At 64.9% G+C, this 14,468-nt stretch carries 15 protein-coding genes; 12 read left to right on the forward strand and 3 right to left on the reverse strand.

Annotation, left to right across the window (positions count from 1 at the left end; genetic code table 11):
• Nucleotides 1–4 precede the first annotated feature (4 nt).
• Nucleotides 5–790, forward strand: a complete 786-nt coding sequence (locus G0A00_RS20555) for an amino acid ABC transporter permease (protein WP_164184644.1) — start codon at nucleotides 5–7, stop codon at nucleotides 788–790.
• Between the two features lie 176 nt (nucleotides 791–966).
• Nucleotides 967–2,988 carry a M3 family metallopeptidase gene (locus G0A00_RS20560; protein ID WP_164184643.1) on the forward strand — a complete coding sequence of 674 codons (2,022 nt, stop codon included), beginning with the start codon at nucleotides 967–969 and terminating at the stop codon, nucleotides 2,986–2,988.
• Here the strand turns inward: G0A00_RS20560 and G0A00_RS20565 are convergent.
• Nucleotides 2,985–3,974 (reverse strand): TraB/GumN family protein, encoded by a 990-nt coding sequence (locus G0A00_RS20565; RefSeq protein ID WP_164184642.1) that lies wholly within the window; start codon nucleotides 3,972–3,974, stop codon nucleotides 2,985–2,987. The genes G0A00_RS20560 and G0A00_RS20565 overlap by 4 nt on opposite strands.
• 88 nt (nucleotides 3,975–4,062) lie before the next feature.
• Between G0A00_RS20565 and G0A00_RS20570 the strand changes: the two genes are divergently transcribed.
• The gene (locus G0A00_RS20570) at nucleotides 4,063–4,740 is read left to right on the forward strand and encodes a DUF2161 domain-containing phosphodiesterase (protein ID WP_164184641.1); all 678 of its coding nucleotides are present in this window, start codon (nucleotides 4,063–4,065) and stop codon (nucleotides 4,738–4,740) included.
• A 22-nt stretch (nucleotides 4,741–4,762) separates the two neighbouring features.
• Here the strand turns inward: G0A00_RS20570 and G0A00_RS20575 are convergent, their stop codons facing one another.
• Complete coding sequence (locus tag G0A00_RS20575) at nucleotides 4,763–5,731, reverse strand: DMT family transporter (RefSeq protein ID WP_164184640.1); 969 nt, start codon at nucleotides 5,729–5,731, stop codon at nucleotides 4,763–4,765.
• Nucleotides 5,732–6,030: 299 nt separating this feature from the next.
• Between G0A00_RS20575 and G0A00_RS20580 the strand changes: the two genes are divergently transcribed.
• The 6 genes from G0A00_RS20580 to G0A00_RS20605 all read left to right on the forward strand — a co-directional run bounded on the left by G0A00_RS20580 (nucleotide 6,031) and on the right by G0A00_RS20605 (nucleotide 10,724).
• Entirely contained in the window at nucleotides 6,031–6,324 is a 294-nt protein-coding gene (locus G0A00_RS20580; RefSeq protein WP_164184639.1) for a co-chaperone GroES, read from the forward strand.
• 69 nt (nucleotides 6,325–6,393) lie between these two features.
• Nucleotides 6,394–8,040: a chaperonin GroEL gene (gene groL, locus G0A00_RS20585; RefSeq protein ID WP_164184638.1), complete on the forward strand. Its 1,647-nt coding sequence runs from the start codon at nucleotides 6,394–6,396 to the stop codon at nucleotides 8,038–8,040.
• A gap of 199 nt (nucleotides 8,041–8,239) precedes the next feature.
• The gene (locus tag G0A00_RS20590) at nucleotides 8,240–8,854 is read left to right on the forward strand and encodes a glutathione S-transferase (protein ID WP_066102437.1); all 615 of its coding nucleotides are present in this window, start codon (nucleotides 8,240–8,242) and stop codon (nucleotides 8,852–8,854) included.
• 114 nt (nucleotides 8,855–8,968) lie between these two features.
• A complete protein-coding gene (locus G0A00_RS20595) occupies nucleotides 8,969–9,643 on the forward strand; it encodes a phosphatidylserine decarboxylase (protein ID WP_164184637.1) in 675 nt (224 codons plus the stop codon).
• Nucleotides 9,636–10,406, forward strand: a complete 771-nt coding sequence (gene pssA, locus G0A00_RS20600; protein ID WP_066102433.1) for a CDP-diacylglycerol--serine O-phosphatidyltransferase — start codon at nucleotides 9,636–9,638, stop codon at nucleotides 10,404–10,406. The genes G0A00_RS20595 and pssA overlap by 8 nt, the downstream gene beginning before the upstream one ends.
• Before the next feature lie 24 nt (nucleotides 10,407–10,430).
• A complete protein-coding gene (locus tag G0A00_RS20605; RefSeq protein ID WP_164184636.1) occupies nucleotides 10,431–10,724 on the forward strand; it encodes an alkylphosphonate utilization protein in 294 nt (97 codons plus the stop codon).
• Nucleotides 10,725–10,812: 88 nt separating this feature from the next.
• Here G0A00_RS20605 and G0A00_RS20610 read toward each other — a convergent pair whose 3' ends face one another.
• The gene (locus G0A00_RS20610) at nucleotides 10,813–11,475 is read right to left on the reverse strand and encodes an outer membrane protein (RefSeq protein WP_164184635.1); all 663 of its coding nucleotides are present in this window, start codon (nucleotides 11,473–11,475) and stop codon (nucleotides 10,813–10,815) included.
• 226 nt (nucleotides 11,476–11,701) lie between these two features.
• Here G0A00_RS20610 and petA point away from each other — a divergent pair, with 226 nt between their 5' ends.
• The 3 genes from petA to G0A00_RS20625 are packed head-to-tail and all read left to right on the forward strand — an operon-like array spanning nucleotide 11,702 to nucleotide 14,441.
• Nucleotides 11,702–12,277: a ubiquinol-cytochrome c reductase iron-sulfur subunit gene (gene petA / locus G0A00_RS20615; RefSeq protein WP_066102424.1), complete on the forward strand. Its 576-nt coding sequence runs from the start codon at nucleotides 11,702–11,704 to the stop codon at nucleotides 12,275–12,277.
• A 12-nt stretch (nucleotides 12,278–12,289) separates the two neighbouring features.
• The gene (petB, locus tag G0A00_RS20620) at nucleotides 12,290–13,633 is read left to right on the forward strand and encodes a cytochrome b (RefSeq protein WP_164184634.1); all 1,344 of its coding nucleotides are present in this window, start codon (nucleotides 12,290–12,292) and stop codon (nucleotides 13,631–13,633) included.
• Between the two features lie 19 nt (nucleotides 13,634–13,652).
• Nucleotides 13,653–14,441 carry a cytochrome c1 gene (locus G0A00_RS20625; protein WP_164184633.1) on the forward strand — a complete coding sequence of 263 codons (789 nt, stop codon included), beginning with the start codon at nucleotides 13,653–13,655 and terminating at the stop codon, nucleotides 14,439–14,441.
• The last annotated feature ends 27 nt before the right edge of the window (nucleotides 14,442–14,468 follow it).

A 14,468-nucleotide genomic window follows, 5' to 3' on the forward strand; every position in this document is an offset into this window, starting at 1 on the left:
CTGCATGAAACCGCAGGCGAAGAAAGACTTTCCCTGGTGGCTGCTGGCCACCGGGGTGCTGGGGGTGCTGGCCTATGGCGCGGTGCTGACCAGCGAGGTCCAGGCGCAGGTGCTGCTGACGCTGCTGAAGGGCGTGCAGATCACCCTTTTTGTCACGCTGGTGGGCTTTGCGCTGGCCTCGCTCATCGGCATGGGCGTGGCGCTAATGTCGCTCTCGGGCAGCCTCGTGCTGCGGCAGATCGCGCGGTTCTACACGGAAATCCTGCGCGGCATCCCGATCCTCGTGCTGCTGCTCTACGTCGCCTTCGTGCTGGCGCCGGGGCTGGTGGCGGGCTGGAACTGGCTGGCCGGACAGCTCGGGATCGAGCCGATCCGGGTGCGGGACTTCTCGCTGCTCTGGCGGGCGATCCTCGCGCTGACCATCGGCTATTCGGCCTTCATTGCCGAGGTGTTCCGCGCCGGGCTGCTGTCGGTGGACGAAGGGCAGATCGAGGCCGCCGAGGCGCTCGGGCTGAGCCGCTTTCAGGTGTTCCGACTGATCGTGCTGCCGCAGGCGATCCGCACCATCCTGCCGCCGCTGGGCAATGATTTCGTCGCCATGGTCAAGGACAGCTCGCTGGTCTCGGTGCTGGGGGTTCTGGATGTGACGCAACTGGGCAAAGTTACCGCGGCGGGCAACTTTCGCTATTTCGAGACCTACAATGTGGTGGCGCTGATCTATCTGACGCTGACCATTTCCCTGTCGCTGCTGCTGCGGCACCTCGAGGCGCGGCTGCGCGAGCGGCCCTGAGCGCGGCGCGGGTGGCACAAGCCGGAGCCTCCGGCGGGGATATTTTGATCTAGACGAAGACGCGCGCGCGGTGCCCGGCTTTCATTGTTCCGCAAATACGCCCGCCGGAGGCATCCGCCAGCCCCATTGAAGGCGGCGGGCGAAGGTCATAGCTTCGCTGCAAAAGGAGTCTGCATATGACCAACCCGTTGCTTGCCGAATGGCACACGCCCTTCGGCCTCGCCCCCTTCGACCGTATCTCCGACGCGGATTTCGCCCCGGCGTTTGACGAGGCGCTGGCGGCGCATCTCTCCGAGATCGAGGCGATCGCCGACAATTCCGAGGCACCCAGCTTTGCCAATACCATCGAGGCGATGGAGGGCGCGGGCGAGGCGCTCGACAAGGTGCTGTCGGTGTTCTTCTCGGTGGCGGGCGCGGACAGCAACGAGGCGCGGCAGGCGCTGCAGCGGGCGTTTTCGCCCAAGCTGGCGGCGCATAGCTCGGCGATCTACTCGAATGCGGCGCTGTTTGGCCGGGTGCGGGACCTCTGGGCGCAGCGCGATACGCTGGGGCTCACGGATGAGGAAGCGCGGGTGCTGATGCTCACCCACCGCGGGTTCGTGCGCGCAGGGGCCGCGCTCACGGGGGCCGAGGCGGAGCGGATGAAAGAGGTGAAGTCGCGGCTTGCGGTGCTCGGCACCGAGTTCACCCAGAACCTGCTGAAGGACGAGGCTGATTGGGTGATGCCGCTCACCGAAGCCGATCTCGAAGGGCTGCCGGAGTTCGTCGTCGATGGCGCGCTCTCGGCGGGCGAGGCTGGCGGGCATAACGGGCCGGTGATCACCCTGTCGCGCTCGCTCATCGTGCCGTTCCTGCAGTTCTCGCCCCGGCGCGACCTGCGCGAGACAGCGTGGCGGGCTTGGACCTCGCGCGGCGAGAACGGCGGGGCGACCGACAACCGCGGCATTGCCGCCGAGGTGCTGAAACTGCGCGAAGAGCGCGCGGCGCTGCTGGGCTATCCCGATTTTGCCTCCTACAAGCTCGAGACCGAGATGGCGGGCAGCCCCGAGCGGGTGCGCGAGCTCTTGATGCAGGTCTGGCAGCCCGCCCGCGCCGCGGCGATGGCCGATCAGGCGCAGATGGAAGAGATGCTGCGCGAGGACGGGATCAACGATGATTTCCGGGCGTGGGACTGGCGCTACTATGCCGAGAAGCGGCGCCGCGCGCTGCATGATCTCGATGAGGCGGAACTGAAGCCCTATCTGCAGCTGGAGCGGATGATCGAGGCGGCCTTCACCTGCGCCAACCGCCTGTTTGGGCTGGAGTTCCGCGCGCTGGATCAGCCGCTTTATCATCCCGATTGCCGGGCGTGGGAGGTCACGCGGAACGGCGAGCATCTGGCGGTGTTCATCGGGGATTACTTCGCCCGCGCTTCGAAACGGTCGGGCGCGTGGTGTTCGGCGATGCAAAGCCAAGCCAAGCGCCCGGTCACGAAAGCGCCCATCGTGATCAACGTCTGCAACTTCGCCAAACCGTCCAAGGGCAAGCCGGCGCTGCTCTCCTACGATGACGCGCGCACGCTGTTCCACGAGTTCGGCCACGCGCTGCACCAGATGCTGTCGGATGTGGAGTTCGGCTCGGTCTCGGGCACCTCGGTGGCGCGCGATTTCGTGGAACTGCCGAGCCAGCTTTACGAGCACTGGCTGGAAGTGCCGGAGGTGCTGGCCGAGTTTGCCACCCATGCCGAGACCGGAGAGGCGATGCCCAAGGCGCTGCTCGACAAGGTGCTGGCGGCGGCGACCTTCGACATGGGCTTCCAGACGGTGGAATATGTTGCCTCGGCGCTGGTCGATCTGGAGTTCCATTCGGGCAAGGCCGCCGATGATCCGATGGCGAAACAGGCGCAGGTGCTGGAAAGCATCGGCATGCCCTCGGCGATCACCATGCGCCATGCCACGCCGCATTTCGCCCATGTCTTCGCGGGCGACGGCTATTCCTCGGGCTATTACAGCTACATGTGGTCCGAGGTGATGGACGCCGACGCCTTTGCGGCTTTCGAGGAAGCGGGCGGTGCCTTCGATCCCAAGACCGCCGCAAAGCTCGAAGAGTTCATCCTGTCGAAGGGCGGCTCGGTCGAGGCGGAGGAGCTTTACACCGCGTTCCGCGGGCGCATGCCCGGGGTCGAAGCGCTGCTAAAAGGGCGCGGGCTGGCGGCCTAGAAAGCCTCGCGGGTGAGGGTGAACCCCTCATCCGCCAGCAGGTTCAGAACCCCTTCGGGGCCGCCCAGATGCGCGGCGCCGAAGGCGGCCACCACCGGCTCCTCGCTCTGCTCGGCAGCCTCCAGCAGCACCGGGATCCACGCGTGGTTGCGGGCGACCAGCAGCTGCGCCTCGGTTTCATCCATCATCTTGTCGACCTCGGCGGGGGCCTCGGGCAGAGCCCGGCGGGCGATCAGCCGCGAGATCACCAGCGTGTCGGCATGGGCCTCTTCGAAATAGGCGGCGAACATGGTGGCGAACTGATCTTCGGCGGTTTTCGTGTCGAGGATGCCGGTGCGCAGCATTTCGAGCTGTTCCTCGATCGGCTCGGCGTTGAACAGGCGGAACACCGTGTCATAGCTTTCGAGCGCGCGGGTCGGCACACCCGCACCCTCGGCCAGATCCTCAAGCCGTTTGTCGAGCCCGGTCTTGCCCTGCAGCTGCGCCATGGCGCAGGGCGGCGTGGCGAGCATCATCGACAGGTACCAAGGCTGGAACTTCGCGGCGAGGATCGCCGGGATGCCGCGGTCGCGCGCCGCCTCGGCCAGCGCCTGCCACGTCTCTTCGGGCAGAAGATCGGGCAGGCTGCTGTCTTTGAGGGTCAGCATCCCCGGATCTGCCGCCAGCGCCTGCTGCAGCTGGGTCTCGTCGGCGCGGGTCATCTCCAGCAGCAGCGTGCTGGCGCCCTCGACCAGCGGCGCGAGGCGCTCCACCGGCCCGTCGAGACGCTGATCGCCAAGATGCATGGTGCCGATCAGATGGATCACCTCATCGCCGCGGGTGGCGCGCCAATGGTTTCCCGCCGGGAAAGGGATCTCGGCCAGCATCCGACTGCGCTCGACCTGTTCGGCCTCGGTGAGCGTGCCGCGCAGATCGCTGCCTTCGCAGGCGGCATGGAGCGCGGCGGGCGCGAGCATCAGGAGCAGGGCAATGAGCGGACGGAACATGCGGGGGCTACCTCACGGGGAACGCGGAACCGGGGCAGGCTAGGGCAGCGGCTTGCCAGCGGCAAGCGGCGGGGCGATGGTGGCGGCCATGTTGCGGGAAAGTGAACTCTATGCGCCGGTAAAGGCGCTTTTGGTCCGGCAGGGCTACGAGGTGAAGGGCGAGGTGGGCGCGGCCGACCTCGTGGCGGTGCGCGGTGACGAAGCGCCGGTGATCGTCGAGCTGAAGCTGAAGATCACGCTGGCGCTGTTTCATCAGGCGCTGGCGCGGCTGCGGCTGTCCGATCTGGTCTATATCGCGGTGCCAAAACCCGGCGGGCGCACGGCACGGCGGGCGCTGAAGGACAATCTGGCCATGTGCCGGCGGCTCGGGCTGGGGTTCATCACCGTCAAGGACGGGCGCGCCGAGGTGCATTGCGATCCGGGCCCCTATGCGCCGCGCAAGAGCAAGGCGGGGCAGGCCAAGCTGCTGCGCGAGTTCCGGCGGATCACCGGCGATCCCAACGACGGCGGTGCCACGCGGCATGGCATCGTCACCGGCTACCGGCAGGACGCGCTGCGCTGTGCGGCGTTCCTGATCGAGGCGGGCGAGAGCCGGGGCCGGGATGTGGTGGCGGCGACCGGGGTCAAGGTGGCGACGCGGCTGATGGCCGACAATCACTATGGCTGGTTCACCCGCGTGCGCGTGGGGGTTTACGATCTGACCGATGCGGGACGCGAGGGGCTGGTGCATTGGGCGGGCAGTTGGGAGGACGAGGCGGCGGAGTGACGCCGCCCCTCGGGCCGTCTGCTTAGGCCTCGCTTGGCGTGGCTTGCAGTTCTGCCTGCGCGGCGGCGGCGGCGCGTTTCGCGCGTTTGGCCAGCACGCGCTCTCGGTAGAGCGTGTAGAGCCCCGAGGCGATGATGATCCCGCAGCCGACGAAGGTCCACAGATCGGGCAGATCGGCGAAGACGAGGAAGCCGTAGAGCGTGCTCCAGATGATCATCGTGTATTGCACCGGGGCCATCACCACGGCCTGACCCACGTCGAGCCCTCGGATGATCAGGAACTCGCCAAGGCCCGCCGTCGTGGCGATGATCAGGCACATGGCCCAGACGCCAAGGCTGGGCGGCGTCTGCCAGACGAAGACCAGCGGCACCGAGCACAGCAGGAAAGAGGTGAGCGAGGTGTAGCTGACCGTCGTGGCGATGCTGTCCGCGCCGCTGAGGTAGCGCGACAGAAGCTGCCGGGCGGCGAAGCAGAGCGCCGCGATGAAGGCAAAGCCGATGGCCGGGTGAAAGACGCCCATGCCGGGGCGGATCACCACCAGCATGCCGATGAACCCGGTGATCACTGCGGCCCAGCGGCGCGGCCCCACCGGCTCTTTGAGCAAGAGCGCGCCGAAGAGGGTGACGATGAAGGGCGCGGTGAAGGTGACTGCCGTGGCATCGGCCAGTCCGACAAAGCGCAGCGACATGACGAAACAGGCCGCCGAGCCCAGAGCGATCACCCCCCGCAGGATTTGCAGCACCGGGTGGGGCGTGCGCAGGATATGGCTGCCGCGCATCATCAGCAGAACCATCACCCCGATGAAAAGACCCGACTGCCGGAACCAGATCACCTGCATCAGCGGCAGATGTTCTGTCAGCAATTTGGCCAGCATGTCGGTGATGCCGAAGCCGAAAAAGCCGAGCGCCATGAACAGGAAGCCACGCGTATTGTCGTGCGGCGGCTGCTGCAGCGGGGAGGGCGCCGAGATCGGCGCGTAGGGAATGGCCATGTGGGTCTCGATTCTGTGATCTCAGTCAGGTCACCACATTCGGCGGAGATATGCCATGGCCTGCGTGGCTTGCCTTGCGAGAGCGCCGGACCGTGCACATGTCTCGGGCGCGGGTCGATACGCTCTGCCGGGTGTCATGAAATTTTCTCGGACGGGAGTGTTGACTCAAAACGTGGGCCTGCCTAGCTATGCCTCGTTAGCACTCCACAAGGGTGAGTGCTAACGGCTCTCGGGTCAGACGCCGTCTGGCTATCAGCGGGGGCCTACAGGGACAACCTTTGAGCTATGGAGACTCGAAGATGGCATTCAAACCGCTTCACGACCGCGTGCTGGTTCGCCGCGTTGAGAGCGACGAAAAGACCAAGGGCGGTCTGATCATCCCCGACAGCGCAAAAGAGAAGCCCGCTGAGGGCGTGATCGTTGCCTGCGGCGAAGGCGCCCGCAAGGATTCCGGCGAGCTCATCGCGATGGCCGTGAAATCCGGCGACCGCGTGCTGTTCGGCAAGTGGTCCGGCACCGAAGTGACGATCGACGGCGAAGAGCTGCTGATCATGAAGGAATCGGACATCCTCGGCATCACCGAGGCGGCCTGATCCGCTGATCGCTCCGGGCCCTTGGGCCCGATACGCCTGACCTCAATACAGATTTAGGAGAACTCGCAAATGTCTGCAAAGGACGTGAAGTTCAACAGCGACGCCCGCTCGCGTATGCTCAAGGGTGTGAACATCCTCGCCGACGCGGTGAAGGTGACCCTCGGCCCGAAAGGCCGCAACGTTGTGCTCGACAAGTCGTTCGGCGCACCGCGCATCACCAAAGACGGTGTGTCCGTGGCCAAGGAAATCGAACTGGAAGACAAGTTCGAGAACATGGGCGCGCAGATGGTGAAGGAAGTCGCTTCCCGCACCAACGACGAAGCCGGTGACGGCACCACCACCGCGACCGTTCTGGCTCAGGCCATCGTGAAAGAGGGCATCAAAGCCGTCTCCGCTGGCATGAACCCGATGGACCTCAAGCGCGGCATCGACCTGGCAACCGCCAAAGTCGTCGAAGCCATCAAGGCAGCTGCACGCCCGGTCAACGACAGCAACGAAGTTGCTCAGGTCGGCACCATCTCGGCGAACGGCGAAGCCGAAATCGGCCGTCAGATCGCAGACGCGATGCAGAAGGTCGGCAACGAGGGTGTCATCACCGTCGAAGAGAACAAAGGCCTCGAGACCGAGACCACCGTCGTTGAAGGCATGCAGTTCGACCGCGGCTACCTGTCGCCGTACTTCGTGACCAACGCCGACAAGATGATCGCAGAGCTCGACGACTGCATGATCCTGCTGCACGAGAAGAAACTCTCGTCGCTGCAGCCGCTCGTCCCGCTGCTCGAGCAGGTGATCCAGTCGCAAAAGCCGCTGCTGATCATTGCTGAAGACGTCGAAGGCGAAGCGCTGGCGACCCTCGTGGTCAACAAGCTGCGCGGCGGCCTGAAGATCGCAGCCGTGAAAGCACCGGGCTTCGGCGACCGCCGCAAGGCCATGCTGCAGGACATCGCGATCCTGACCGGCGGCCAGGTGATCTCGGAAGACCTCGGCATGAAGCTCGAGTCGGTGACCATGGACATGCTTGGCACCGCCAAGACCGTGAACATCACCAAAGACGAGACCACCATCGTCGACGGCCACGGTGAGAAAGCCGAGATCGAAGCGCGCGTCGCTCAGATCCGCACCCAGATTGAGGAAACCACCTCGGACTACGACCGCGAGAAGCTGCAGGAACGCGTTGCCAAACTGGCAGGCGGTGTTGCTGTCATCCGCGTCGGCGGCATGACCGAAGTGGAAGTGAAAGAGCGCAAGGACCGTGTGGACGACGCTCTGAACGCGACCCGCGCAGCCGTGCAGGAAGGCATCGTCGTCGGCGGCGGCACCGCTCTGGTGCAGGGCGCCAAGACCCTCGAAGGTCTGACCGGTGCGAACTCCGACCAGAACGCCGGTATCGCCATCGTGCGTAAGGCTCTGGAAGCTCCGCTGCGCCAGATCGCCGAGAACGCCGGTGTCGACGGCTCGGTCGTCGCAGGCAAAGTGCGTGAATCGGAAGACCTGAAGTTCGGCTACAACGCCCAGACCGACGAATATGGCGACATGTTCTCGTTCGGCGTGATCGACCCCGCGAAGGTCGTGCGTACCGCACTGGAAGATGCAGCTTCGGTTGCTGGCCTGCTGATCACCACCGAAGCGATGGTGGCAGACAAGCCGCAGAAAGACGCGCCGGCCGGCGGCATGCCCGACATGGGCGGCATGGGCGGCATGGGCGGCATGATGTAATCTGCCAGTCCATTTGGACGTCTGCCTTCGGGCAGCAGGCGGGGGGCTTCGGCCCCCCGTTTTGCGTTTGATGCGCCCTTGGCGATGGGGCGTCTCTGCCAAGGGCGGTGGGCATTTCGGCGCATCGCCGCCTTCGCCATTTTCCTTTCGCGGCCAGCGCGCTAGGCTCCGAAGCGAGAACCGCGCAAGGAGATCTGCGATGAAACTGCTGCAGGCCGGACCGTCCCCCTTTGTCCGTAAGGTGCTGGTGACGCTGCATGAAACCGGCCAGTACGAGGATGTCGAGATGGTGCAGGTCACCGCCTCTCCGCTGACACCTGATCCCGCGCTGGTCTCGGCCAACCCGGTGGGCAAGATCCCCGCTCTGGTGCGTGCCGACGGGCCGACGCTCTACGACAGCCGGGTGATCTGCCGCTTTCTCGATGCCCGCGCCGAGGCCGGGCTCTATCCTGAAAGCCGCATCTGGGACACGCTGACGCTTGAGGCCACTGGCGACGGGATCATGGATGCCGCCGTGCTGATCATCTACGAGGAACGCTTTCGCCCGCGCGAACAGGTCTCGATGGAATGGATCGAGGGCCAGTGGAGCAAGGTGAGCCGCGCGCTCGACGCGCTCAACACGCGCTGGATGAGCCATCTCGCCGGGCGCGTGGACATGGGGCATATCTCGGTCGCCTGCGCGCTGGGGTATCTCGATTTCCGCCATGACGCCCGCAAGTGGCGTGTCGGGCGCGAGGCGCTGGCCGAGTGGTATGACGCGTTCTCCCAACGGCCCGCGATGCAGGCGACCGACCCGATGGCCGCCGAGGCCTGACCGCGCCAGCGTCGCCTGACCGTGCGCCCCGTGGTTGCCAAAGGGCTTGCACGCGGGCGCGCTTGCGCTTAGCTGCCTGCACCCCCGAAATCCCAGCCAAGAGGGAGCCTCCCCATGCGGATGCGCGACACGTTCATCAAACCGATGCACCCCGAGGGACGCAAGTTCGTCGGCATCTTTGCCGCGATCACCGTGGTGCTTTTCCTGATCTGGGACCCGCTGGGCTGGATCGGCGTCGGCCTCACCGTCTGGTGCTATTACTTCTTCCGCGACCCCGAGCGCGTGGTGCCGCAGCGCCCCGGCCTGCTGGTCTCGCCCGCCGATGGCGTGGTGTCGCTGATCGAGCCCGCCGTGCCGCCGGCCGAGCTGGGTATGCCCGACGTGCCGCTGACCCGCGTGTCGGTCTTCATGTCGGTGTTCAACTGCCACGTGAACCGCACCCCGGCGACGGGCGAGATCGTCTCGGTGGCCTATCGCCCCGGCAAGTTCCTCAACGCCTCGCTCGACAAAGCCTCGGTGGACAACGAGCGCAACGCGCTGCGCATCCGCCTTGAAGACGGGCGCGAGATCGCCGTGGTGCAGATCGCAGGGCTTGTGGCGCGGCGTATCATGTGGTGGGTGAAGGACGGCGACCGGCTGAACCGTGGAGATCGGTTCGGTCTTATCCGCTTTGGCTCGCGTCTGGACGTCTATCTGCCCGAGGGGGTGGAGCCGCAGGTTGCCATCGGCCAGACCATGATCGCGGGCGAGAGCGTCATTGCCGACCTTGGGGAGCCCCTGAATGAATGATCAGAAGCCGACAGAGGATCCGAAGGTCCGCGCCGCCGAGAAGGTGACGCTGATCCAACTGCTGCCGAACGTGCTGACCGTGGTGGCCATCTGCGCCGGTCTCACCGCGATCCGCTTCGGTCTGCAGGGGTCTTACGAACTGGCGGTGCAGCTGATCCTGCTGGCGGCGGTGCTCGACGGGCTCGACGGACGTCTGGCGCGGGCGCTGAAGTCGGAAAGCGGCATGGGCGCCGAACTCGACAGCCTCGCCGATTTCCTCAACTTCGGCGTGGCGCCGGGGATGCTGCTCTACACTTGGGCGCTGGAAGACAGCCGCAGCTTCGGCTGGATCGCGGTGCTGGTGTTTGCGGTCTGCGCGGTGGTGCGCCTTGCGCGGTTCAACGTGATGCGCAAGTCCGAGGACAAGGATCACGACAACGCCTATTTCACCGGCGTGCCCTCTCCGGCGGGCGCGCTTTTGGCGATGCTGCCGATGTATCTGAGCTTTGGGCTCGGTGCCGGGCCGATGTTCCCCGATCTGCTGCTGGCGGGCTGGCTGGTACTGGCCGGGCTGGCGATGATCAGCCGCGTGCCCACGTGGTCGTTCAAGACCACGCGCATCTCGCGCCAGAACGTCAAATACGTGCTGGTCGGTGTGGCATTTGTCGGCGCCGCGGTGCTGACCTACGCATGGATCACCCTCGCGCTCTTCTGTGCGGCCTATCTTGTGGCGGTGGTGATCATGCTTCCGAAGAAACGTATGCGCGGCAGCGCGCCCGACTGAGCGGGACTGAGCAGGGAGGCCAAGATGGCCACAGACGAAGAGTGGGTCTATGACGAGGCCAGCGGCGAGTGGAAGCCCGCCTCCGAGGTGGCTGCGGCTGCGGTGGTCGAGGTGCGTGACGCCGCGGGCAACCTGCTGGCCGATGGCGATCAGGTGGTGCTGGTCAAGGACCTGAAGGTGAAGGGTGCGGGGCAGACGCTGAAGCAGGGCACGGTGATCCGTTCGATCCGGCTCACCGAAAATCCCGAAGAGATCGACTGTCGCCACGACACGATCAAGGGTCTGGTGCTGCGCACCGAGTTCGTGAAGAAGCGCTAAGGCGGCTCTTCCGGCCCCGGTGCCACCCCAAAGCAAAAGCGCTCCCCGAGGGGAGCGCTTTGTCGTTTCCGCGATGGCATGGTGCCGATCAGAACTTCATCGACAGGCCGACGTTCAGCGCGTTGGTCTTGATGTCGGTCTTCAGCGTGCCGCCCTCGTCGAGATCGGCCTCGTTCCACGAGTAGGTGAACTGATACTCGCCGTAGACCGACCATTTGTCGTTGATCGGATAGCTTACGCCAGCAAGCAGGCGCGCCGCGGGGCCGGTGTATTGATACTCGAAGGTATCATCCGTGCCGCCAGTGGTGGCCACTTCGACGTGCGGCACCGCAACACCAAGACCTGCACCGGCGAAGGGGGTCAGCTTGCCCCATTGCTCGGGCCAGCGGCGCATGGCGTTGACGGTCAGGATGTTGATGCCGTCGGTGAACTCCAGCGTCGAGAAGCCCGCATCGTCGCGGTCGCTGTCGTTGGCATAGACTTTGGCGTGGGTGAATTCGAGCGCCCAGCCGAAGGTGTCGTTTTGCCACCATGTGCCGCGCAGACCCCAGTAGGGGGGCATCTCGAAGGATTTGCCTTCCCAGCCGATGAGCTCGTCAAAATCGGCGCCGGTGCCGGGATACTCGCCGGTGATGCGGCTGTGCGGCGCGGTTTGCCAGCCGGTGTAGACCGAGGCTTCGAAGTCTTGCGCGAAGGCGGGGGCGGCGAAGCCGAAACCAAGCAGCGCGGTGGGCAGAATCAGGGCTTTCATGGCCTTGCCTCCATTTGGGGATGTTCTGTTAATTGGGTAATATCTTCCGCAACGGTAGGGTTTCAACCGCGACACATCGGCACTCTGATGGATGTGGCTGTTATGTTTGCTTTACGGACGAAGGGCGGACCGATAATACATCCAGTGGAAATGCTGCGTACTTGCGCGGCCTTATCTGCGTGTCGGCCGGCCGCGAAACCGGCCTCTGAGGAATGGAGAAGACCCCGTGTCACAAGCAGAAGATCACGAAGGCACCAGAAGAGATTTCCTCTTCTATGCCACCGGCGGTGCCGGCGTAGTCGCCACTGGCGCGGCCGTCTGGCCGCTGGTCAACCAAATGAACCCGTCGGCGGACGTCCGTGCCCTGAGCACCATCCGTGTTGACGTGTCCGGGGTGGAGTCCGGCAGTCAGCTTACGGTCAAATGGCTCGGCAAGCCGGTGTTCATCCGGCGCCGGACCGAAGCGGAAATTGAGGAAGCCCGCTCGGTCACCATGGATCAGCTCGTCGACACCGAGGCGCGAAACGAGAACGTCGCCGCCGGAGCCGATGCCACCGACCAGAACCGCACCCTCGACGAGGCGGGCGAGTGGCTGGTCATGATGGGCGTTTGTACGCATCTTGGCTGTGTGCCTCTGGGCAATGCCGGTGATTATACTGCGGGCGGCGTCGGAGGCTGGTTCTGCCCCTGCCATGGTTCGCACTACGACACCGCTGGCCGCATTCGCAAGGGCCCGGCGCCGCAGAACCTTCACGTTCCCGTGGCTTCCTTCGTGGAAGAAACCACGATCCTGCTGGGCTAAGGGGAGGCGCTCATGTCTGGAATTCCGCACGATCACTACGAACCGAAGACCGGTGGCGAACGCTGGGTGCACAAGCGCCTGCCCATCGTCGGTCTGCTTTACGACACCATCATGATCCCCACACCCAAGAACCTGAACTGGATGTGGATCTGGGGGATCATCCTGACCTTCTGTCTGGCGCTGCAGATCATCACCGGCATCGTGCTCGTGATGCATTACACGCCGCATGTGGACATGGCCTTCGCCTCGATCGAGCATATCATGCGCGACGTGAACGGCGGCTACATGCTGCGCTACCTGCACATGAACGGCGCGTCGCTGTTCTTTGTGGCGGTCTACGCGCATATCTTCCGCGGGCTCTACTACGGCTCGTACAAGGCCCCGCGCGAGATCACATGGATCATCGGCATGCTGATCTACCTCGCGATGATGGGCACCGCCTTCATGGGCTACGTGCTGCCGTGGGGACAGATGTCCTTCTGGGGCGCGACGGTGATCACCGGCCTGTTCGGGGCGATCCCCTTCATCGGCGAGCCGATCCAGACATGGCTTCTGGGCGGACCGGCGGTGGACAACGCCACGCTGAACCGCTTCTTCTCGCTGCACTACCTGCTGCCCTTCGTCATCGCGGCGCTGGTGGCGGTGCACATCTGGGCCTTCCACACCACCGGCAACAACAACCCCACGGGTGTTGAGGTTCGCCGCACGTCGAAGGCGGATGCCGCGAAGGACACTGTGCCGTTCTGGCCGTATTACGTGATCAAGGACCTCTTCGCTCTGGCGGTGATCCTTGCCGTGTTCTTCGCCATCGTCGGCTTCATGCCGAACTACCTTGGCCACCCCGACAACTACATCGAGGCCAACCCGCTGGCGACGCCGGCGCACATCGTGCCGGAATGGTACTTCCTGCCGTTCTACGCGATCCTGCGTGCCTTCACCTCGGAAGTCTGGGTCGTTCAGATCGCCTCCTTCATCACCGGCGGTATCGTCGATGCGAAGTTCTTCGGCGTGCTGGCGATGTTCGGCGCGATCATCGCGATGGCGCTGGCACCCTGGCTCGACACCTCCTCGGTGCGCTCGGGCAAGTACCGGCCGCAGTTCAAGTGGTGGTTCTGGCTGCTGGTGATCGACTTCATCGCGCTGATGTGGCTTGGCGCCATGCCGGCGGAAGAGCCCTATGCCAGCTTCTCGCTGATCGGGGCGGCCTATTGGTTCGGCTATTTCTTCGTGATCCTGCCGCTTCTGGGCGTGATCGAAAAGCCGCTGCCGCAGCCCGCGACCATCGAGGAAGACTTCGAGGCGCATTACGGCAAGTCCTCGGACAAGGGCGCGACCGCGTCCACCCCGGCCGAGTAAGAGAAAGGACCCAAGAGTCATGTTCAAGAAACTTGCCCTTTCCGCCGTCACGGCCCTCGGCCTTGCAGCCGGCAGCGCTTTTGCTGCCGGTGAGGGTGGCCACGTCGAGGACTTCTCGTTCTCCTTCGAAGGTCCCTTCGGCGCCTATGATCAGGCCCAGCTGCAGCGCGGCCTGCAGATCTTCACCGAGGTCTGCTCGGCCTGTCACGGTCTGCGCTACGTGCCGCTGCGCACCCTGGGTGACGAGGGCGGCCCCGGCCTGCCCGAGGATCAGGTGCGTGCCTATGCGGCGCAGAACTTCGAAGTGTTCGACGAAGAGCTGGAGGACTACCGTCCGGCGACCCCGACCGACCACTTCCCGGTCAACAACGGCGTCGGCGCGCCCGACCTGTCGCTGATGGCCAAGGCGCGTGCAGGCTTCCACGGCCCGTATGGCACCGGCCTGTCGCAGCTGTTCAACGGCATGGGCGGCGCCGAATACATCGCCTCGATCCTCACCGGCTACACCGGCGAGACCAAGGAAGAGGCTGGCACCACCTTCTACGAGAACCACGCGTTTTCGACCGGTTGGATCGCCATGGCCCCGCCGCTCGCTGGGGAGGATGTGGAGTTCGCCGATGGTCACTCGAACGAGCTGCACCACGAGGCGCAGGACATCGCGGCCTTCCTGATGTGGACCGCCGAGCCGAAGATGATGGCGCGCAAGCAGGCGGGCTTTGTCGGGGTGCTGTTCCTGACGCTGCTGTCGGTGCTGCTCTATCTGACCAACAAGCGCATCTGGCGCCCGCTCAAGCACAAGGCGGAGTGATCTTCGCTTGATGTGAATGGAAAGGCC

It is taken from the genome of Salipiger sp. PrR002 (assembly GCF_010500775.1).
In the GTDB taxonomy this organism is placed as follows: Bacteria; Pseudomonadota; Alphaproteobacteria; order Rhodobacterales; family Rhodobacteraceae; genus Salipiger.